Consider the following 19942-nt stretch of genomic DNA (forward strand, 5'->3'; position numbering starts at 1 on the left):
TTGCGAGTAAGAATGAGAAAGATTTTGATTGTGCATAATATCTATCAGCAAAAAGGGGGTGAAGACTCGGTCGTTGCCAATGAAGCTGCATTGCTTCGAAAATTTGGCAACCAGGTTGAAGTCTATTTACGCCATAATGATGATATTGCAGGGCAATCAAAAATGAGCCTAATGTCTCAGGCTGTTTATTCCAAAAAATCATATTCGGATATTACCGGTAAGATTAAAGAATTTAAACCTGATATTGTTCATGTTCACAATACTCTTCCTCTTGTTTCTCCTTCTGTATTTTGGGCTGCACATCATTCAAAAGTTGCCATTGTTCAGACTTTGCATAATTTCCGTTTGTTTTGCCCTCAGGCTACTTTTTTACGTAAGGGCAAAATTTGTGAAGATTGCTTAGGGAAAATCCCCTGGCGTGGTATTTTGCATCGCTGTTACAGGCAATCATTTACACAGACTGCTGCGCTAACGAGTGTGCTGCTTGCTCATCGTGTGCTGGGAACTTACCGAAAAAAAGTGGATGCATTTATTGCTTTGAATCAATTCAGTAAAAGCAAATATATTCAGGGTGGAATGCGTGCAGATCAAATTTTTATTAAGCCTAATTTTGCAGAAGATTGGGGATTAACGGCTCAGCCTCGTGCTGGTTTTTTATATGTTGGCAGGCTTTCTGTTGAAAAAGGGGCTAGGATTTTTGCCAGTGCATTTAATGCTGACCAGCATGGTTTTTTAAATATTGTGGGTGATGGCGACGAGAGAATTTATTTAGAAAATATAAATCATCTTTCACTATTGGGCGCATTACCTCCTCAGGATGTTAGGCCGCTGATGCAATCGTGCTTAGCCTTGGTTTTACCCAGCATTTGTTATGAGAATATGCCGATGACTCTTGTTGAGGCCTATTCAAGCGGCCTGCCTGTTATTGCCAGCCGCCTCGGCTCTCTTTGTCATTTAGTTGAAGATGGGGTGACGGGGTTGTTGTTTAATGCGGGGGACGCCAATGATCTGGCAGAAAAAATGAGCTGGGCAAATGCTCACCCTGATTCTATGGCCGAGATGGGACGTAATGCACGCGCCAAGTATTTAGCAGAATATACGCCTGAAAAAAATTATGAAATATTGATGAATATCTATGACGAGGCCTTACTTTCATGTCAGAAGTAGAAATAAATTTTACATTTGCCAGAAAAACGGTGTCTGTGCTTGGTGCATTTATTGATGTGATTGATTGGGATCTTGCTTTACATAAAATTAAGGTATGGGGCAATAATCGGGACTCACGGTATATTTGTATATGCAATGCGCATTCTGTAGTGACGGCAAGCAGCGATATTGAGTTTTATAGTGTTATTCAAAATGCGGATATGGCAACATCGGATGGAGCACCGGTTGCTTGGTTAATGAGAAAATTAGGTTACACTCAGCAGCAAAGGATTAACGGGCCTGATTTAATGTGGAAATATTGCACTGAGGCAAATAAATCTGCTGACTGGCCTTCTGTTTATTTGTATGGTTCGCGTGAAGAAACTTTAAGCGCTTTGCAGCTGCGATTGGCGGAGCAATTTCCTCATTTAAAAATTGCAGGAGCTTATTCGCCTCCTTTTCGTGCTTTATTTCCTCTGGAAGAAGTCAATATAATCAATGAGATTAATGATTCTGGGGCGGGCGTTGTCTGGGTTAGTTTGGGTTGCCCTAAGCAAGAGAAGTGGATGGCCGCGCAGCATGGAAAAGTGATGGGTGTGATGATTGGCGTGGGTGCCGCTTTTGATTACCACGCAGGGACGGTTGTTCGTGCGCCCTTGTGGATGCAAAATTCAGGTTTAGAATGGCTGCATCGTCTGTGCACAGAGCCGCGGCGCTTGTGGAAACGCTATTTAGTAACAAATACCCTTTTTATTGTTAAGGCGATTGGGCAGCTGATTCATAAAGATTATTAATTGTGGGAGTGTTTTTATAATGAAAATTACCGTTATTGGTTCGGGTTATGTGGGGTTGGTTACAGGAACGTGTCTGGCTGAGTATGGCAACGACGTAGTGTGTTTGGATGTGGATGCAAATAAGATTCGAATTTTACAGGAAGGCGGGGTGCCGATTTTTGAGCCTGGCCTTGAGGAAATGATTAAGCGCAATGTGTCGGCAGGGCGTTTGCGTTTTACCACCGATATTAAAGAATCGGTAGAGCACGGGACGATTCAGTTTATTGCGGTAGGTACGCCGCCGGATGAAGATGGCTCGGCAGATTTGAAATATGTAGTGGCTGCGGCGCGAAGCATTGGCCGTTATATGAATGGCTATAAGGTGATTGTGGATAAATCTACCGTGCCAGTGGGGACGGGAGATAAAGTGCGCGCAGCCATTTATGATGAGTTGCAGCAGCGTGGTGAGCAGACCAGTTTTGCGATCGTATCCAACCCGGAGTTTTTGAAAGAAGGCGCTGCGATTGAAGACTTTATGCGCCCGGATCGCATTGTGATTGGCACAGATGATGATACTGCTAAAGATTTAATGAGCTCTTTATACGCCCCATTCGTGCGTAATCATGATCGTATTTTATTTATGGATGTGCGCTCGGCTGAAATGACCAAATATGCAGCCAATGCCATGCTGGCCACACGTATTTCATTTATGAATGAATTGGCTAATTTATCCGAAGTGATGGGGGCAGATATTGAGCTGGTGCGTAAAGGGATTGGTTCAGATCCGCGCATTGGTTACCACTTTTTATACCCTGGTGTGGGCTACGGCGGCTCTTGTTTTCCTAAAGATGTGCAGGCTTTGCAGCGCACGGCAGAAGAGCATGGCATTAGCCTGAAAGTATTGGATGCGGTAGAGAAAGCCAATCTGGCGCAAAAATCGGTGCTGGTTGATAAGATTGTGAAGCGTTTTGGTAATGATCTCCAAGGCAAGCATTTTGCATTGTGGGGCTTAGCATTTAAGCCCAATACGGATGATATGCGCGACGCGCCAAGCCGTGTGATTATTGAGTATTTGCTGAATCATGGTGCAACAGTGGCTGCGCATGATCCTGTGTCTATTCATGAAGCGCAGCGAGTAATGCCTGATTGGAAAGGATTAAGCTACGGGGATAGCCCAATGGCAGTATTACCTGGTGCTGATGCCTTAGTGATTGTGACAGAATGGAAGGCGTTCCGCAGCCCTGATTTTACTGAAGTTAAGGCTCAGCTAAAAAATTCATTGGTTTTTGATGGCCGGAATTTATTTGATCCAAAGCGTATGCAAAAAGAAGGTTTTGAGTATTACCCTATTGGCCGTCAGCAAGTAACAATTTAAACGGCATTGCAATGCAGCCCAATAAAGATTAAATAAATTTTTATTGGGATTTTGTTTGTCATCATTCTGTGAATCTGCGAAAATAATTGCTTTGCTTATTTAGAAAACCCTTTATTAGAAAGTGTTGTTAAATGAATTTTTATTTATTCTTAAATAAAAACAGATATGTATTTTCGTAATGTCCCATTTTTCAGACAGCTCAATTAAATTTTATGGATCGTTCATGTCAATAACTCCGGTAATTCTTTGTGGTGGCTCGGGGAGTCGTATGTGGCCCCTGTCCCGTGGCGGTTATCCTAAGCAGTTTTTAAAATTGCACGGTGATCAAAGCTTGCTGCAACAAACGGCAACACGCTTGCAAGGAATGCCAGATGTTGTGGCGCCGCTGCTGATCAGTAATCAGGAGCATCGCTTTCTGGTGGCTGAGCAATTGCGTGCCGTGGGTATGGGCAACTCAAAAGTGGTTTTAGAGCCGATGGGGCGTAATACGGCGCCTGCGGTGGCCGCAGCTGCATTGATTGCGCTGGAAAACGATCCAGATGCCATGCTGCTGGTTTTGCCATCAGATCACGTGATTCAGTTTGGCGATGTATTTCAATCCCTGGTAGCGCAGGCCGCAAGTGTGGCTGCAACAGGCAAGCTGGTTACTTTTGGTATTACACCTACAGAGCCACAAACGGGCTATGGCTATATTCGCCGTGGCGAACGTCTATCGGGTGATGCTTTTGCGGTTGCTGCCTTTGTTGAAAAACCGAATGCTGAGCGCGCTGCCGAATTTTTAGCTTCCGGTGATTATTACTGGAACAGCGGCATGTTTATGTTCCGCGCTGATGCGTTTGTAGCGGAAATGGCGACTTATCAGCCTGCCATGTTGGCTGCGGTGCAGTCGGCTGTATCTAAAGGTGTACGCGATTTAGACTTTTTGCGCTTAGATAGCGATGCCTTTGCGGCGTGTGAATCAGATTCGATCGATTACGCGGTGATGGAAAAAACCGCGCATGCGGCGGTGATCGCGGCGGCAGGCTTGGGCTGGAGCGATATTGGTTCTTGGTCGGCACTCCGTGATGTTACGCCGCAAGATGAAGCGGGCAATAGCGTGCTGGGCGATGTAATGCTGGACCGGGTAACGGGCAGCTATATCCGCAGCGAAACCCGCATGATTGCAGCGATTGGCGTGCAGGACCTAGTCATCGTCGAGACCGCCGATGCGATTTTGGTGGCGCATAAAGACCATGTGCAAGACGTGAAGAAAATTGTGGAGCGCCTAAATCAAGCGGGCCGCAGCGAATCGGTTACCCATCGCCGTGTGTATCGCCCATGGGGTAGCTATGAAGGGATTGATGCCGGTTCGCGCTTTCAGGTGAAACGGATTGTGGTGAACCCGGGTGCTTCGCTTAGTCTACAAATGCATTACCACCGCGCCGAGCACTGGATTGTGGTGAAGGGGACCGCCAGGGTGGTGAATGGGGATCAGGAGATTCTCTTGTCAGAAAACCAGTCAACTTATATCCCCTTGGGCACCACGCACCGTCTGGAAAATCCGGGCAAGATGCCGTTGGAGCTGATTGAAGTACAGTCTGGCTCTTATCTGGGTGAAGACGATATCGTGCGCTTTGAAGATGTATATGGCCGCAGCAAATAAGCCCGAAGCGGCCAGCCTGCTGCCGTTTGCAGATTTTTTGCAGGTGGTGGAGCACGCGCCGTTGATCTCGATTGATCTGGTGGTACAAAACCCGGCAGGTGAGGCTCTACTGGGTTGGCGCAACAACCAGCCCGCCTGCGATCACTGGTTTGTGCCGGGTGGGCGGGTGCAAAAAAATGAGACACTGGACGCGGCATTTTTGCGTCTGACTCAGGCCGAGCTGGGCGTGGCACTGGCACGCTCTTCGGCCCAGTGGCTGGGTGTTTACGAGCACTTTTACGATAGCAATGCCGGGCTTGTGGAGGGTTTTGGCACACACTATGTGGTGCTTGCTTATACCTTGCAGCTTGATGAATCCGATATGGCCTTGCCTCTGGGCGAGCAGCATTCCCGTTACCGCTGGGCCAGCAGGGCAGAAATCGTACAGGACGCTTCCGTACACCTGCATTCCCGTGCTTATTTCGAGTAAACCCATGACTAAATTAACGTGTTTTAAAGCCTACGATATCCGTGGCCAGCTGGGCACAGAGCTCAATACCGATATCGCTTACCGCATAGGTCGCGCTTACGGCCAGCAGCTCAAACCGCAGCGCATGGCGCTGGGTGGTGATGTGCGCCTGACCAGTGAAGAATTAAAACTGGCCTTGGCCAATGGCCTGATGGATGCCGGTTGCGATGTGATCGACCTGGGCATGACCGGCACTGAGGAAGTCTATTTCGCCGCCTTTCATTTAGATGTGGATGGCGGGATTGAAGTCACGGCCAGCCATAATCCGCTGGATTACAACGGCATGAAGCTGGTGAAACGCGGTGCGGTGCCGATTAGTGGTGATACCGGCCTGCGTGATATTCAGCTCTTGGCCGAATCGGCTGATTTTGCCCCGATTACTCAGCGCGGCAATATCAGCTCGCTGTCTGTTCTGGATGCCTATATCGAGCATTTGCTGGGCTATGTTGATTTGTCTGCCCTGAGCCCTTTGAAAATTGTCTTGAATTCAGGCAATGGTGCGGCTGGCCATGTAGTGGACGCGCTGGAAGCTAAATTTAAAGCGGCGCAAGTGCCTGTTGAATTTATAAAAGTGCATAACCAGCCCGATGGCACCTTTCCGCATGGCATCCCCAACCCCTTGTTGCCAGAAAACCGCGCCGACACGGCCAATGCAGTGATCGCCAACGGGGCAGATCTGGGGATTGCTTGGGATGGCGATTTTGATCGTTGCTTCTTGTTTGACGAGCATGGCGATTTTATCGAGGGTTATTACATCGTTGGCCTGCTGGCGGAAGCCTTCTTGCAGAAGAATCCGGGCCAGAAAATCATTCATGACCCGCGTTTAACCTGGAATACCGTCGATGTGGTGCAAGCCGCTGGCGGGGTAGCGATCCAAAGCAAAACCGGCCACGCCTTTATCAAAGAGCGGATGCGCTTGGAGGACGCAGTGTATGGCGGTGAAATGAGCGCCCATCATTATTTCCGCGATTTTGCCTATTGCGACAGCGGCATGATTCCGTGGCTGCTAGTGATCGAGCTGATGAGCCGCCGCGAGCAAAAATTATCCGCCATGGTGGAGCAGCGGATTGCGGCTTATCCATCTTCAGGCGAGATTAACCGCAAGCTGCTTGACGCCAAAGCGGCGATTGCTCGTGTGTGTGCGGCCTATGAAGGCGAGGCTTTAATCGTGGATCGTACCGATGGCATCAGCATGGAATACGCCGATTGGCGCTTTAACTTGCGCTCGAGTAATACAGAGCCGGTGGTGCGTTTAAATGTGGAATCGCGTGCGGATATGGCTTTAATGCAAAAGCATACTGAGGCGATTTTGCAGCTGTTAGATGCATAAAGATGTTTTGGTATAAAGAAAAACGCCTCAGATGAGGCGTTTTTTTTGGTGAGTCAAATTCACTTGGCGACCTGCGAATTCAGCACAGCATCTAAACTGGCTTGAAAATAGCTCATCGCCTCGGCGGCTAATTCTGGCTCTGCGGTAATGCTAAATTCAATATGCGGCTCAGGGTGAAGCGCGTTGCCATAAGAGGGTAGGCTGCTAAAGCCCACTTGCGGATAACGTGTGGTAAATGCCTGCATTACGCCAATCAGCTCGCCTTCGCGGGCATTGAGTAAAACGATGGATAGCGTGGCCTCAGGTGTCTCGTCGCGATAGTGCTGATCGAGTATCCAGTCGAGCATCGGCCATGCCATGCTGGGAAACCCTGGCAGCAAATAATGATGCTGCAAAAAGCACCCTGCTACTTGATTGACAGGGTTGGGTATCAGCCCGCTGCCAGTTGGAAAATACGCCATTTGAATGCGATGCGGGTAAGCGGCTTCGGCAAAGCGGGTCGTAATGAGTTCAGCGGCCTCCGGGTGCAAGCTCAGCGGCAATTCCAGCGCATGGGCAAAAGCTAGGCGGGTGTGATCATCTGGCGTTGCGCCTATGCCACCACATGAAATGACATGCTGGCCAGCACTGAGGCTGCGTTTAAAAGCTTCGGTGAGCACGGTGCTATCGTCGGGTAAGTAGGATGCCCCGGCCACTTTATGGCCTCTTTTTTTAAGCGTTTCCAGAATGTGGGCAAAGTGCTTATCCTGACGACGTCCGGACAAGATTTCGTCGCCAATAATAAACAGATGAAATGTAGCCATAGAGCGTCTCTTTTGGTGAGCTTTAAGCAGGATTGAGTTGATTCAGGCACTTTTTTATTGGGCGCATCAGCAGGATGCACCTGAAGCGCGATCACCCAGTATGTTCTGTGAATTTTATCATCGCAATGCTTGATTTTATATTCATCAGGCATATTGAACTTGTGCAGGTTTTATCCGCCCAAGCCAGCAAGGTTATTAATAATACTTTGATCCCTGTTGGTCGCTTGTTTATGATCAATCTTTTCTGTCTTCCTAATTCAAAATGTCCACATATCCCAGCCCTTCATTTGAACAAAAAATTTGCCCGCCCGATGAATTAGCCGCAAGGCTGGCCAGCCTGCCGCGCCCTTTGGTTTTTACCAATGGCTGTTTTGATATTTTGCATCGTGGCCATGTGACTTGCTTGGCGCAGGCGCGTGCATTGGGAGCGGGTTTGGTGGTGGCGATTAATACCGATGCTTCGGTTAAACGTCTTGGTAAGGGGGACGACAGGCCGGTGAATCATACTGAGCAGCGTGCTGCGGTGCTGGCTGCACTGGAATGCGTGAGCCTAGTAACATGGTTTGATGTCGATACCCCGCTGGATGTCATTCTGACCGTTCGCCCTGATGTGCTGGTTAAAGGGGGCGATTGGGCGCCAGAGCATATTGTGGGCAGCCAGCAGGTGCTGGAGTGGGGCGGGAGCGTGCATTCAATCCCCTTCTTATTTGCGACTTCTACCACCGAAACAATTAAGCGGATTCGTCAAAGCTCATGAGCTCACGCAATAATTTATTAATTGATTTTGTAAATGAACTGGGTGACCAGGGCTATTTGCATCCGCAGTTTTTTGCCCAGCTGGGTATGCTGTTATTTGCGCTGGCATTTGCATGGTGGGTGAATCGTACTGTAAAGCGCAGAGTCAATCCAGATCAGAACAGCTGGCACTGGCGTATGGGAGGGGAAGGATTACTGCGGGCGTTTTTCCCTTTAAATGCATATTTATTAGTGGTTTTATCGGGCGTTATTCTTAAGGTTTGGTTTGTGCCGCCCTTTAAGCTGATTGCTCTGGCGAGTGTGCTTCTGCTGGCCATGGCCAATATTCGTATTCTGGTTTATGTGATACGCCGCGTTTTTGATGGCGCATCTTGGGTGATGCGCTGGGAGAAATATATCTCCGGATCGATCTGGTTTATTTATGCCCTGCATGTATTGGGTATTTCGCCAGAAGTCGCTGAAATGCTTGACAGCATCAGCCTGCCGGTGGGTAAAGCGCATATCTCGGTATTAACCATCGGGCAGGGCCTGTTGTCTGTTGCCGCAACCCTGCTGATTGCGATGTGGATGGGCCGGGAGTTAGAGCGGCGGCTGATGTCCAGCCAGATGATGGATATGAATGTCCGTGTGGTGCTGTCTAAGATATCCAGCGTGCTGTTGTTGATTTTTGCCATTGTGATTGCCCTGCCCCTTGTGGGAATTGATTTAACGGTGTTGTCTGTCTTTGGTGGTGCGGTGGGTGTGGGCTTGGGTTTTGGCTTGCAGAAAATTGCTTCTAATTATTTATCTGGTTTTATTATTTTGCTCGATCGTTCAATTAAAATTGGCGATTTGGTGCAGATTGACAATCGCCTTGGCACCATTAGCAGCATTACGGCGCGTTATGTGGTTTTAAAATCTGCGGATGGTACAGAGGCCCTGGTGCCAAATGACACGCTGATTACCTCCACGGTGGTGAATCAATCGTATAACGATAAATCGATTTGGACTTCACTGCCTATTCAAGTGGCATATGGTACAGATTTAGATTTTGTATTAGATTTACTCAAATCAGTGACCGAAGGCGAGGCGCGAATTTTAAGTACGCCCGCACCAGGGGCCTTTGTTTCGGCCTTTGCAGATAGCGGTATTAATCTGGTATTAGGCTTTTGGCTGGCCGATCCTGAAAATGGTCAGCTTTCTTTGCGATCTGGTCTAAATCTAAAGATCTGGCGCTTGTTTCAAGAGCACAATATTGAGATTCCTTACCCTAGGCGTGAAGTGACCGTGCTGAATTCGACGGCATTAAAGCCGCCACTTGATGCTGCCTGATCGGCAAGTCTTGCGTAGAATCCGTGCTTACAAAAAATAAAACAGGCTGCTGGCCTGTGTGGAGATAAGAAAATGAACTGGCTTAATGGGCTGATCGATCTACCTTGGTGGGCTTATATCGTAGTAGCTTTGGTATTGACACATATTACGATTGCATCTGTAACCATTTATTTGCACCGGCATCAGGCGCACCGTGCGCTGGATTTACACCCGATTGCCAGTCATTTTTTTCGTTTCTGGCTTTGGTTAACTACAGGGCAGATCACTAAGGAATGGGCGTCTATTCACCGTAAACACCATGCCAAGTGTGAAACAGCAGAAGACCCGCACAGCCCGCAAATTTACGGCATCAAAAAAGTATTTTGGGAAGGCTACGAGTTGTATCGGGCTGAAGCTGCAAATAAAGAAACCATGCAAAAGTATGGCCACGGCACGCCTGATGATTTCTTAGAGCGCCATCTTTATAGCAAGCACAATACGCTTGGCCCCGTTGTGATGCTGCTGATCGATCTTTGCCTGTTTGGCGTTAATGGCATCTGGATTTGGGCCGTGCAAATGATCTGGATTCCCCTGACCGCTGCCGGCATTATTAATGGCATTGGCCACTACTGGGGGTATCGCAATTTTGAATGCGAAGATGCATCCACCAATATTGTTCCATGGGGAATTATGATTGGCGGTGAAGAATTGCATAATAATCACCATACTTTTGGTACATCGGCCAAACTGTCTTATAAATGGTTTGAATTTGATATCGGCTGGATGTATATCCGCAGCCTGCAGATTTGTGGCTTGGCAAAGGTACGTAAAATTGCGCCTAAAATGACTTTATCTGCAGCGGCAAAACGTGAATTGGACGAAGCCTCTTTACAAGCGATTATTGCAAATCGCTATGCGATTGCTGCCAACTATGCGCGAACCTTAAAAGGCACGGTAGGCGAAGAAGTAGAACGTATGCGCAATAGCGCCAAATTGCCGCAAATTGATTTTGATCCCGTACGGCAAATGAAAATCTGGCTTAAGCAGGATGCCAAAGATACGCCCGAGCAAGATCAGAAAATCCTGGCGAAGGTGCTGGCAGAAAGCACCGTGCTGGAGCAAATTTATCAGATGCGCCAAGAGTTAACCCGTTTGTGGGAGCGCTCTGCCTTATCCCGACCAGAGCTGGTGAAACTGCTGCAAGACTGGTGTAACAGAGCAGAAGCCAGCGGTATTGCCGCCCTGCAAGACTTCTCATTCCGGCTGCGCACCGTGGTTTAATCATATAAAAAAGGCGAACGATGGTTCGCCTTTTTTATCATTGGTACATTAACAGCCGTCATTCCACCTCCGTATAAAACCCAAATCTTGAACCACTGAGGGCTCAGAGAACACGGAGTTTCAAGGAGAATACCTTCTTTTCTATATGGTTTTCTCCGTGGACCTCTGTGCTCTCATTTTCCTCCCTAGTTTAAGGTTTGGGTTTCGCGGAGTGGGAGCAGTTTAAAATTTGGCAATCTCAGCACATTGTGGGATTATTTTTAATATTATTTAACTTCTGGAGTTCTAAATGTCTTCAATTCAGCGTTATCACGTCGGCCCGCGTTTATCTGAAATTGTGGTGCACAATAATACGGTTTATCTGGCCGGGCAAATTGCGGAAAATCTGGAAGCGGATGCAAAAAGCCAAGCCGTTGAAGTATTGGGCTTTATTGATAAATTATTAGGTGAAATTGGCTCGGATAAACAAAAGATTCTTTCGGTCACTATTTATCTGGCAGATATGGCCGATTACGATGCAATGAATATCGCATGGTCTGAATGGGTGCCTGCCGGTCATACCCCTTGCCGCGCAACGGTTGAGGCTCGCCTTGCTGATCCGCGTTATAAAGTAGAAATGTCGGTGATTGCTGCCTTGTAAGCAGGGCGGCTTGTGCCGCCTAGCGATGGGTAGGCTTGAGTGCAGATGAGGACGCTATGAAACATATTTTATTGGGCTATATCGCGGGCTGGACGGATTGGTCTGGCTTGCCGCTAGAGCGCGATGCCGCAAGGCTGACGCATATTTGCTATGCCTTTGCCAATATTCAGGATGGCGAAGTAGTGCTGTTTACGGAACAAAGTAAAGATCAAAGCCAGCCTCGTGCGGAGGAGGGGATTGCGCATTTACGCGGGCTGCGCTCTAGGCATCCTCATCTTAAATTATTGATTTCTATTGGCGGTTGGGCAGCAGAAGGCTTCTCGGACGCAGCTTTAACGGCCCGCTCTCGCGAGCAGTTTGCGGCCTCTGCAATTCGCTTTATGCATCTGCATGGTTTTGATGGCATTGATCTGGATTGGGAATATCCAGCCAATGATATGGCAGGGATTAAGGCAAGGCCGGAAGACAAGCACAATTTCACATTATTACTGGCCGAGCTGCGCCGCCAGCTGAATGCCGAATCCAAAGCGCATGGCGATCCTTATTTGCTGACTATCGCTGCCGGTGCGGGCCAGTATTATCTTGATGGTGTAGAGATGCCCGCAGTGGCCGAGCTATGCGATTTTGTTAATTTAATGACTTACGATTTTTATAATGGCTGGGCGACTCGTGCTGGTCATCACAGCAATCTGTTTAATACCCCGGCAGATCAGGAAGGCGATAGCTGTGCCAAATCAGTGGCCTTACTGACGGCCAATGGCCTGCCTGCCCATAAACTGGTTTTAGGCTGTGCTTTTTATGGGCGCAGCCTCATTGCACCTGCCTTGGGTGAGGCAGGGCTTGCAAAGAGTAATGGCAGTGCCAGCTATAGCCAGATTGTGCACGAGCTGATTCCGTCCGGCGCAGTAAAACACTGGGATGATGAAGCTAAAGCACCCTGGCTGATGGTCGGGGAGCGTTTTGTCAGCTATGAAGACGAAGCCTCTATTGCTCACAAAATGGCTTTTGTAAAGCAACATGGCCTAGCAGGCGCTTTCTTTTGGGAATACTCAGAAGACCGTGATGGCGTTTTGATGGATGCGCTGTGGGAGGGTTTGCAGTACGAGTAGACCGGTCAGCCGTGGCCGGTTTCATCAACTTAGGCCATAGCGTTAATCGGCATTGCTTAGGGATTACAAGAACACAGTCCTTGTAATCCCTAAGTTATTACTTAAATAAACTACCTATCCGCTGTTCTGCGGACAAGATGTATTTCTGGCCATTGTCTTGCAAGGCTTTGCCATCAAAGCGATCAATGCGGTAGATCGTGCCAAAAGAGAAAGTAGGCGCGGCAACACCGGCTCCACCCACTACTTCAGCTCCGCGGCGTACATTATCGGCCATCCATGAAGTTAAACGCAGATGGTAAGGATTGCGTTGCACTTCGCCTACGTGGCAAGCCAGCGCGGCGATCAGATCGGCTGTGTCGGTGATATTGGTTTCGATCAGCGCATTGGGTGTGGCCATTGCACGCCAGAATTCGGATTGCACCACAAAGCAGGCATGGCCAAGCTTGGCCAGAGCATCCAGCAAGAGGAAATGCGTGCCGATATGCGCGGCGTGGCCGTCGTTGTCGTTAGGCACAACGCATACAGTGGGCTGATATTGTTTGATCAGCGCGGCAATGATTGCTACTTTTTCTGCCCATGCGGCAGGATCGCTTTCGCGAGTCTTTGGATTGACCGCCATCAGGCCGCCGGGAATGGTTTCTTGTAATTCAAACCCCAATACCTGACAGGCACGATCTAGCTCGGCCAGACGTTCTGGCTGGCGTGGCAAATTAGAGCCCAGTGTGACCGCCACATTGATGACGCGGTAGCCATCTTCGCGTGCTAGGCGCAGGGGTAAAGCACCAATAATGCATTCATCATCGGGGTGGGGAGCAAAAACCATGGCCACGGGAGAGGATGCTTGCACTTGCTGAGCCGCAATCGTCAGGCCATCTAAGGTCGTAAACAATGGTGCATCTTGTTTTTGTAACAGGGCGTCGTGGGCCTTAACCAGCTCGATATACGGATTGCTCATGGGCGTCTTCTCCAAGTCTTTTCATTAAGTGAAATTACTTACGCAGTATATGCTTTTGCGCTAAGCGATGGGAGGGGCTGGCCTTGATCTGGATCGTGATCAGGCTGGCTTTTAGTGCAGGCACCTGTGTTGCCACTCCCCACGCTCTGTATTTTTTATAAAGCGGCTAATAATTTGCCGTGCACACCACCAAAACCGCCGTTACTCATAATCAAAATATGATCACCTGCTTGAGCGGCCAGCCGTACGGCTTCTATTAAGAGGTTAAGATCATCAAAGCTTTGTGCTTTTGGTCCTAAGGATGCAAGGGCTTCGCTGCTGCTCCAGCCTAAATTGGCACCATAACAGAAAATCAGATCTGCGCTTTGCAAACTGCCCGGCAGTGCTTCTTTCATGCTGCCCAGCTTCATGGTATTGGATCGCGGCTCCAGTACGGCCAGAATGCGGGCATTGCCTACTTTTTTGCGTAAGCCTGCTACGGTTGTGGCAATGGCCGTTGGGTGGTGGGCAAAGTCGTCGTAAATTGTTATGCCCTTGCTATGGCCTTTGATTTCCATGCGGCGCTTCACGTTTTTAAACTCTGCAAGTGCTGCAATGGCCACAGCAGGGCTAACACCCACATGGCGGGCTGCTGCAATCGCAGCCAGTGCATTCATTTGATTGTGCTCACCGATCAGCGCCCAGTGCAATTCACCTTGGGGTTGATCGCCAAGCAATACTTCAAAGCCATCTTCAAAACATTGACCTGCGCGCCAGCCGGATGCGCCGCCAAAGTATTCCACCTCACTCCAGCAGCCTTTATCCAGAACTCGTTTTAAGCTGTCTTCCTTGCCATTGACAAGCAGACGCCCAAGGCCTGGCACGGTGCGTACTAAATGGTGAAATTGCGTTTCAATTGCGGGCAAATCAGCAAAAATATCAGCGTGATCAAATTCAAGATTATTCAGCACGGCAGTGCGCGGTCGGTAATGCACAAATTTGCTGCGCTTATCAAAGAAAGCGGTATCGTATTCGTCGGCTTCCAGTACAAAAAAAGGTGAGGTGGAGGCGCTGTCCTGGCGTGGTCTGCCTGGGGCTCGGGCGGAGATACCAAAGTTTTCCGGAATGCCGCCGATTAAAAAGCCAGGTGCTAAACCTGCGTATTCTAAAATCCAGGCCAGCATCGAGCTGGTACTGGTTTTACCGTGAGTGCCTGCAACACAGAGCACCCATTTATCCCGCAGCAGATTGTCACCCAGCCATTGCGGGCCGGATGTATACGGCAGGCCGCGGTTCAGGATTTCTTCCATTAAAGGATTGCCGCGTGTAACCACATTGCCGATCACATACAGATCTGCACCTAAAGACAGCTGCTCTGAATCCCAGCCTTCAATCAGCTCAATGCCAAGTGTTTCCAGCTGGGTAGACATCGGGGGGTAAACATTGGCGTCGCAGCCGGTTACTTTATGGCCTGCTGTACGGGCAAGTGCTGCTATGCCGCCCATAAATGTGCCGCAAATTCCGAGAATATGAATATGCATATCGGTTTAAATTCCTAGGGTAATAAGGGTATTGTCATAGATTCATCGCTCGTGTTTGCGTACAATCGTTTTTCTAAACTCTTGTGCAATGGCTTTGTGTCACTTATGTCTAATGTAACTGTATCAACGTCTGTCAATCCGGTAGAAATTGCCCGGATTGCACTAAAAAAGCTTTCTGAACGTGGATTAGCACCAACACCTGAAAATTACACCAAATTTTACAATGCCATTGCCACGATTAAATCGCCAGATGCCAAAACATCGAACGAAACCTTACAAGCATGGCAGTTGCTTTACAAGGTGGAAGATATCCTTGGCGATATGGGCGAAACCACGGGGCAGTTATTAAGTGCTTTAGCCGGTGGTAATGAGGCCATGACCGCCAGTTTAGACCAGCTGCAAGATACAAGACGTGCACATTTAGAGCAGAGTGCCAGCCCTGATGATACGCACAGCAAGCTGGAAAACCTGCTCAACAGCATCATAAATTCTACGTCTGAAATGCATTCATCTGTCACTGCATCGAAAACCGATTTGCTGGCTATCCGTGATTCTGTGCGCAGTATTGAAGAAAACCTAGCCATTAACCGCCAGATTTTAGAGCAAGATGCGCTGACAGGGGCAATGAATCGTCAGGGTTTTGATAATCGCTTAGTGCGTGAAGCTAAGCTTGCACAGCGGCATGGGCATAAGTTATCAGTGGTGCTGTTTGATCTGGATGATTTCAAATTAGTGAATGATCGTTTTGGTCATGCCGTGGGTGATAACGTACTGGTTCATATTGCGGGTCTCGCAAAATCAGTTTTAAGAGAGTCAGATATTCTTGTACGCTATGGCGGTGAAGAGTTTTTGATTTTGCTGGCCGAAACCGATATTCATGGTGCGCGCTATGTTCTTGAGCGTTTGCAGCAGGTCGCCCGCCGCAATCCATTTATGTATAAACAGCAGCGCCTAGATGTGACGTTTTCAACTGGGATTGCCATGTTGCGTGGGGATGAGAATGGCCGCGCACTTGTGCTGCGTGCTGATGAAGCATTATATATGGCCAAACGCAATGGCCGTGGCCTGATTGAATTGGCTCAATAAAGCTTGTTCAGTTAAAAATTGAAACTCTGTTTCTGCCATTATGCTTTGCGGCATAGAGTGCTAAATCAGCATATTCAAGTAGTTTTTTAGAGCTTTCTGTGTGGTCTGGGTAAACCGCCACACCGGCAGAGAAGGTTATTTTGATCGCACTGTTTTGATGCCGGATGGTGATTTTAGAAAAATCTTCACGATATTTGTCAATTTTAATCCTGGCGTTTTCGGCTGAAGCGCCCATCATCAGTATTAAAAACTCTTCCCCCCCTAGGCGGCACACAATATCACTGGTTCTTGCCTGAGAGCTTAAAAAGCGGGCCAGGCATTTGAGTACTTCATCCCCGGCAGGGTGACCATAAGTGTCATTTACCACTTTAAAGTGGTCGATATCAATCATGACCGCACTGAGTGGCATCTGATTCCGTGTCGCTTGGGCTAGCATAATATCTAATGTTTCCGCCAGATATCGGCGGTTGTATAAGCCGGTCAGAGGATCTCTTAAAGCGGCTTCCAGCAGCTTTTCTTGTAAAGAAACGATTTCTTCCAGTTTGGTTTCCAGCTTTAGTTTGGCATCTTGTAATGCATCAAAAGTATGTTTGCGCTGGGTGATGTCTTCATAAGCACCCACAATGCCAATGACAGAGCCATCACTTTCCAGCAGCGGTACATGGTTCAGGCTGATATGGGTGAGTTTTCCGTCGTGAGTGGTAATCGCCCCTTCCTGATTAAGTAGGCTTTGCCCGGTGCGGATGACGGTCTGGGCGAAGGCTTGCAGTGCATTTGCGCGTTCGGGCATCAGCTCAAAGTCTGTTCTGCCGATGATTTCTTCTGATGAACTGACTCCATTGTCATTAGCAAAGTGCCGGTTGCAGCCAATATAGCGGGAATCGGGGTCTTTCCAGAAAACACGAATAGGGATGGCATCCAGTACTGCATTCAGCAAGCGCTGTGCTTTTTCTGCATCTTGTTCTTTTTGTTCTAATTCTTCAGTAAAGGCCAAAAGCTCATGATGCATTTTATTTTGAGCAATATGAGCACGTACCCTTGCGCGTAAAATAGCGCGGCTAATGGGCTTGTTAACGTAATCCACGGCTCCCGCTGCAAAGCCCCGTTCTTCATCGGCTGCGCTTAATAAGGCAGTAACAAAAATAAGTGGAATTTTCGCTGTATCAGGGTTGGCTTTGAGTTGTGCACATACGGAGTAGCCATCCAGCTCCGGCATAATGACATCAAGCAGGATTAAATCCGGCAGATATTCATTGGCTAGTTTTAATGCCGTGTGACCATTGCTGGCGGCGAGCAGCTGGTACTCATCCTCAAGACAAGAGGAGAGGATGGCAATGCTGTCTGGCATGTCATCGACGATTAACACGATCGGCTTAGGTCTGGCAGTAGGTTTACTCATGGCCGGGCTCTTGATGTGTGTTTGCTGACAATAACAATACGCTTGCATTCTGGTTTTAAGGCCTAGATGACGGCTAGCACTTTATGCCACCAGCCGCCATCGCAGGAATGTGGTCTGTGTTTACTTAATTTAAGCCACGTTTGGCAAGCAGGGGAGAAACCTCTGCCGGGCGGCCACGAAATGCCAGCCAAGCACTGGCCGGATCGATAGAATTGCCCACGCTGTAAATTGTGCGATAAAGGCGCTCTGCCGTTGCTGGATCAAAAGCGTTGCCGGTTTCAATAAAAGCATTAAAAGTATCAGCTTCTAAGACTTCGGCCCACATATATACGTAATAGCCCGCGGCATAACCATCACTCGAAAACAGATGACCAAAATGGGGCAGGCGGTGGTTAATGCCCGCAGCTTTGGGCAGGCCGATTTTTTCCAGCGTGGCCGCTTCAAATGCACCGATATCTTGCACGTGTTCAGTTAAATCTAAATGGATTTGTAAATCAAGCAGGGCTGAGCCCAGATAACGCACGGTTTCAAAACCCTGATTAAAAAAGCGCACATTTTTGATTTTGGCGAGCAGGGTATCGGGAATCGCTTCACCGGTTTTAATATGTAAAGCGTGTTTTTTGAGCACTTCATCCTGTCCGGCCCAGTTTTCAAAGAGTTGTGAAGGCAGCTCTACATAATCCCGTGCCACAGCAGGACCTGCCAGCAGGCTGTATTCAACATCAGACAGCAGCCCGTGTAGGCCATGGCCAAATTCGTGAAACAAGGTGCGCACATCGTCAAAAGACAGTAGCGTAGCTTGGCCAGCTGGTGCTTTAGAGAAATTATTATTGTTGATCACAATAGGCACAATCCGCTTGCCTTCACTGCGGCTCTGGCTGCGAAACTCATGCATCCACGCTCCGCCTTGCTTGCTGGTGCGGGAGAAATTATCTCCAATAAAGAGGCCGATCACTTCCCCTTCGCGGCTGACTTCCCAAAGCCGTGCATCGGGGTGATAAAGCGGCAGATCAAAGCGTTCTTTAAAGCTCAGGCCAAATAAGCGATGCGCGCAATCAAAAGCGGCGGCAATCATATTTTCCAGAGCAAAGTAAGGCTTGATTTCGGCATCGTCTAAATCAAATCGCGCTAGGCGTTGTTGCTCGGCTAGATAAAACCAATCCCAAGGCTCGATATCCAGTGGCTCGCCCAGCTCAGCGGCCAGGGTTTGCAAATCGGCTTGCTCTTCGAGTACGCGTTTAAGTGCCGGTGCCCACACTTTTTGCAGTAAATCCAAAGCCGCATGTGGCGTGCCTGCCATGCGGTCACTTAAGGCATAATCCGCAAAATTGGCGTAACCCAGCAATTGAGCCTGCTCTTGCCGTAGCGCCAGAATACGTGCGGCGATTGGGCGGTTATCTGTTTTACCCGGATGTTCGCCGCGGCTTTTCCATGCTTTGTGCGCGATTTCACGTAAATCCCTGCGGCTGGAATAAGTCAGAAATGGCACAACGGAAGAACGGCTGAGTGTAATCACACAGCCTTCAGTACCACGGTCTGCCGCCGCCTGTTTTGCTGATGCTCTGATGGATTCCGGCAGGCCTGCCAAATCATTTTCATCATGAAGCTGCAGGCGGTATTGCGCTTCATCGCTGCGTACATTTTGCGAAAATTGTGTGCAGAGTGTGGCCAGCGCGGCCACGATTTCTGAAAAGCGCAGCCTTGATTCGCCGGTGAGCTCGGCACCATTTCTAACAAAATTTAAGCGAATACGTTCTAAAAGGCGCAGCTTTTCTGTGTTTAAGCCTAAATCTTTGCGCTGCTGATAAAGGGCATTAATGCGCGTAAAAACACCCTCTTGCTGATAAACCATATTATTGTGGGCAGCAAGTTGTGGTGCGAGAGTGAGCTCAATCGCTTCAAGCTCCGGGTTTGTTTCTGAAGCCGTCAGGTTTTCAAACAGGCCATTGATGCGCGCAAGTAATGAGCCAGCAAGGGCAAATCGCTCTACACTATTAGCAAAATCAGGCAGGCTGGTTTGTTCGGCAATTGCATTTAATTCGGCGCGATGCTGCGCCATCGCAAAAGCAAAAGCAGGGGGGAAATGCCCGGGCAGAATTTGATCAAATGGTGGCAGGCCAAAAGGGGTTTGCCATTCTTGCAATAAAGGATTGCGCTCTGTGTGCATGATTGAAGCCTGAGACTTTGGAGTGATTATTTTATTACATTGGCATACTGCTGGCTATTGGTGAAAACAATACTAAACATTTAATGCTCATTTTTTATTTAATCATTGTGCTATTAAATGAGTATTTTAAGAAAATTGTCATATTTCACTGAAAAAGCGTGG

General features: G+C 48.4%; 17 protein-coding genes. 12 read left to right on the forward strand and 5 right to left on the reverse strand.

The annotated features are described in order from the left end of the window. Window positions 1–12: 12 nt before the first annotated feature. The 6 genes from DYD62_RS20520 (at window position 13) to cpsG (ending at window position 6774) form a co-directional block, all read left to right on the forward strand. Complete coding sequence (locus DYD62_RS20520) at window positions 13–1167, forward strand: glycosyltransferase family 4 protein (protein ID WP_115229682.1); 1155 nt, start codon at window positions 13–15, stop codon at window positions 1165–1167. Further along, entirely contained in the window at window positions 1155–1940 is a 786-nt protein-coding gene (locus DYD62_RS20525; protein ID WP_115229685.1) for a WecB/TagA/CpsF family glycosyltransferase, read from the forward strand. Before DYD62_RS20520 ends, DYD62_RS20525 begins: the two co-directional genes overlap by 13 nt. Before the next feature lie 19 nt (window positions 1941–1959). Next, entirely contained in the window at window positions 1960–3294 is a 1335-nt protein-coding gene (locus DYD62_RS20530; RefSeq protein WP_115229687.1) for a UDP-glucose dehydrogenase family protein, read from the forward strand. 223 nt (window positions 3295–3517) lie between these two features. After that, window positions 3518–4936, forward strand: coding sequence for a mannose-1-phosphate guanylyltransferase/mannose-6-phosphate isomerase (locus DYD62_RS20535; protein ID WP_115229689.1), 1419 nt, complete (start codon window positions 3518–3520; stop codon window positions 4934–4936). Next, the gene (locus tag DYD62_RS20540; protein WP_115229691.1) at window positions 4920–5405 is read left to right on the forward strand and encodes a GDP-mannose mannosyl hydrolase; all 486 of its coding nucleotides are present in this window, start codon (window positions 4920–4922) and stop codon (window positions 5403–5405) included. The genes DYD62_RS20535 and DYD62_RS20540 overlap by 17 nt, the downstream gene beginning before the upstream one ends. Window positions 5406–5409: 4 nt before the next feature. Next, complete coding sequence (cpsG, locus tag DYD62_RS20545; protein WP_115229694.1) at window positions 5410–6774, forward strand: phosphomannomutase CpsG; 1365 nt, start codon at window positions 5410–5412, stop codon at window positions 6772–6774. Between the two features lie 59 nt (window positions 6775–6833). Here the strand turns inward: cpsG and DYD62_RS20550 are convergent, their stop codons facing one another. Then, window positions 6834–7577, reverse strand: a complete 744-nt coding sequence (locus DYD62_RS20550) for a competence/damage-inducible protein A (protein WP_115229696.1) — start codon at window positions 7575–7577, stop codon at window positions 6834–6836. 262 nt (window positions 7578–7839) lie between these two features. Between DYD62_RS20550 and DYD62_RS20555 the strand changes: the two genes are divergently transcribed. The 5 genes from DYD62_RS20555 (at window position 7840) to DYD62_RS20575 (ending at window position 12653) form a co-directional block, all read left to right on the forward strand. Continuing rightward, window positions 7840–8334 carry an adenylyltransferase/cytidyltransferase family protein gene (locus DYD62_RS20555; protein ID WP_115229699.1) on the forward strand — a complete coding sequence of 165 codons (495 nt, stop codon included), beginning with the start codon at window positions 7840–7842 and terminating at the stop codon, window positions 8332–8334. After that, window positions 8331–9644 carry a mechanosensitive ion channel family protein gene (locus tag DYD62_RS20560; RefSeq protein WP_115229701.1) on the forward strand — a complete coding sequence of 438 codons (1314 nt, stop codon included), beginning with the start codon at window positions 8331–8333 and terminating at the stop codon, window positions 9642–9644. The genes DYD62_RS20555 and DYD62_RS20560 overlap by 4 nt, the downstream gene beginning before the upstream one ends. Before the next feature lie 72 nt (window positions 9645–9716). Continuing rightward, entirely contained in the window at window positions 9717–10904 is a 1188-nt protein-coding gene (locus tag DYD62_RS20565) for a DesA family fatty acid desaturase (protein WP_115229704.1), read from the forward strand. A 289-nt stretch (window positions 10905–11193) separates the two neighbouring features. After that, complete coding sequence (locus DYD62_RS20570) at window positions 11194–11544, forward strand: RidA family protein (RefSeq protein WP_115229706.1); 351 nt, start codon at window positions 11194–11196, stop codon at window positions 11542–11544. Between the two features lie 56 nt (window positions 11545–11600). Continuing rightward, window positions 11601–12653 carry a glycoside hydrolase family 18 protein gene (locus DYD62_RS20575; RefSeq protein WP_115229709.1) on the forward strand — a complete coding sequence of 351 codons (1053 nt, stop codon included), beginning with the start codon at window positions 11601–11603 and terminating at the stop codon, window positions 12651–12653. A gap of 97 nt (window positions 12654–12750) precedes the next feature. Here the strand turns inward: DYD62_RS20575 and DYD62_RS20580 are convergent, their stop codons facing one another. Both DYD62_RS20580 and mpl read right to left on the reverse strand, forming a co-directional pair. Beyond that, the gene (locus DYD62_RS20580) at window positions 12751–13608 is read right to left on the reverse strand and encodes a PIG-L deacetylase family protein (protein ID WP_115229711.1); all 858 of its coding nucleotides are present in this window, start codon (window positions 13606–13608) and stop codon (window positions 12751–12753) included. A gap of 155 nt (window positions 13609–13763) precedes the next feature. Beyond that, the gene (mpl, locus tag DYD62_RS20585) at window positions 13764–15128 is read right to left on the reverse strand and encodes a UDP-N-acetylmuramate:L-alanyl-gamma-D-glutamyl-meso-diaminopimelate ligase (RefSeq protein ID WP_115229714.1); all 1365 of its coding nucleotides are present in this window, start codon (window positions 15126–15128) and stop codon (window positions 13764–13766) included. A gap of 105 nt (window positions 15129–15233) precedes the next feature. On the opposite strand from mpl, the gene DYD62_RS20590 reads away from it, so the two are divergent. After that, on the forward strand, window positions 15234–16214 hold the full coding sequence (locus DYD62_RS20590; RefSeq protein ID WP_115229716.1) for a GGDEF domain-containing protein: 981 nt from the start codon (window positions 15234–15236) through the stop codon (window positions 16212–16214). Window positions 16215–16221: 7 nt separating this feature from the next. On the opposite strand, the gene DYD62_RS20595 is transcribed toward DYD62_RS20590, so the two are convergent. Both DYD62_RS20595 and DYD62_RS20600 read right to left on the reverse strand, forming a co-directional pair. Beyond that, window positions 16222–17613 carry a diguanylate cyclase gene (locus tag DYD62_RS20595; RefSeq protein ID WP_165928662.1) on the reverse strand — a complete coding sequence of 464 codons (1392 nt, stop codon included), beginning with the start codon at window positions 17611–17613 and terminating at the stop codon, window positions 16222–16224. A 124-nt stretch (window positions 17614–17737) separates the two neighbouring features. Beyond that, window positions 17738–19780, reverse strand: a complete 2043-nt coding sequence (locus tag DYD62_RS20600; protein WP_115229721.1) for a M3 family metallopeptidase — start codon at window positions 19778–19780, stop codon at window positions 17738–17740. Between the last annotated feature and the right edge of the window lie 162 nt (window positions 19781–19942).

It is taken from the genome of Iodobacter fluviatilis (genome assembly GCF_900451195.1).
In the GTDB taxonomy this organism is placed as follows: Bacteria; Pseudomonadota; Gammaproteobacteria; order Burkholderiales; family Chitinibacteraceae; genus Iodobacter; species Iodobacter fluviatilis.

What these genes read in the sequence shown, in the direction of transcription:
- DYD62_RS20520 (WP_115229682.1), top strand. Translation starts at nt 13, where the DNA reads ATGAGAAAGATTTTGATTGTGCATAATATCTATCAGCAAAAAGGGGGT.
- DYD62_RS20535 (WP_115229689.1), top strand. Translation starts at nt 3,518, where the DNA reads ATGTCAATAACTCCGGTAATTCTTTGTGGTGGCTCGGGGAGTCGTATG.
- DYD62_RS20540 (WP_115229691.1), top strand. Translation starts at nt 4,920, where the DNA reads ATGGCCGCAGCAAATAAGCCCGAAGCGGCCAGCCTGCTGCCGTTTGCA.
- mpl (WP_115229714.1), bottom strand. Translation starts at nt 15,128, where the DNA reads ATGCATATTCATATTCTCGGAATTTGCGGCACATTTATGGGCGGCATA.
- DYD62_RS20550 (WP_115229696.1), bottom strand. Translation starts at nt 7,577, where the DNA reads ATGGCTACATTTCATCTGTTTATTATTGGCGACGAAATCTTGTCCGGA.
- DYD62_RS20560 (WP_115229701.1), top strand. Translation starts at nt 8,331, where the DNA reads ATGAGCTCACGCAATAATTTATTAATTGATTTTGTAAATGAACTGGGT.
- DYD62_RS20570 (WP_115229706.1), top strand. Translation starts at nt 11,194, where the DNA reads ATGTCTTCAATTCAGCGTTATCACGTCGGCCCGCGTTTATCTGAAATT.
- DYD62_RS20600 (WP_115229721.1), bottom strand. Translation starts at nt 19,780, where the DNA reads ATGCACACAGAGCGCAATCCTTTATTGCAAGAATGGCAAACCCCTTTT.
- DYD62_RS20555 (WP_115229699.1), top strand. Translation starts at nt 7,840, where the DNA reads ATGTCCACATATCCCAGCCCTTCATTTGAACAAAAAATTTGCCCGCCC.
- DYD62_RS20595 (WP_165928662.1), bottom strand. Translation starts at nt 17,613, where the DNA reads ATGAGTAAACCTACTGCCAGACCTAAGCCGATCGTGTTAATCGTCGAT.
- DYD62_RS20580 (WP_115229711.1), bottom strand. Translation starts at nt 13,608, where the DNA reads ATGAGCAATCCGTATATCGAGCTGGTTAAGGCCCACGACGCCCTGTTA.
- DYD62_RS20525 (WP_115229685.1), top strand. Translation starts at nt 1,155, where the DNA reads ATGTCAGAAGTAGAAATAAATTTTACATTTGCCAGAAAAACGGTGTCT.
- DYD62_RS20565 (WP_115229704.1), top strand. Translation starts at nt 9,717, where the DNA reads ATGAACTGGCTTAATGGGCTGATCGATCTACCTTGGTGGGCTTATATC.
- DYD62_RS20575 (WP_115229709.1), top strand. Translation starts at nt 11,601, where the DNA reads ATGAAACATATTTTATTGGGCTATATCGCGGGCTGGACGGATTGGTCT.
- cpsG (WP_115229694.1), top strand. Translation starts at nt 5,410, where the DNA reads ATGACTAAATTAACGTGTTTTAAAGCCTACGATATCCGTGGCCAGCTG.
- DYD62_RS20590 (WP_115229716.1), top strand. Translation starts at nt 15,234, where the DNA reads ATGTCTAATGTAACTGTATCAACGTCTGTCAATCCGGTAGAAATTGCC.
- DYD62_RS20530 (WP_115229687.1), top strand. Translation starts at nt 1,960, where the DNA reads ATGAAAATTACCGTTATTGGTTCGGGTTATGTGGGGTTGGTTACAGGA.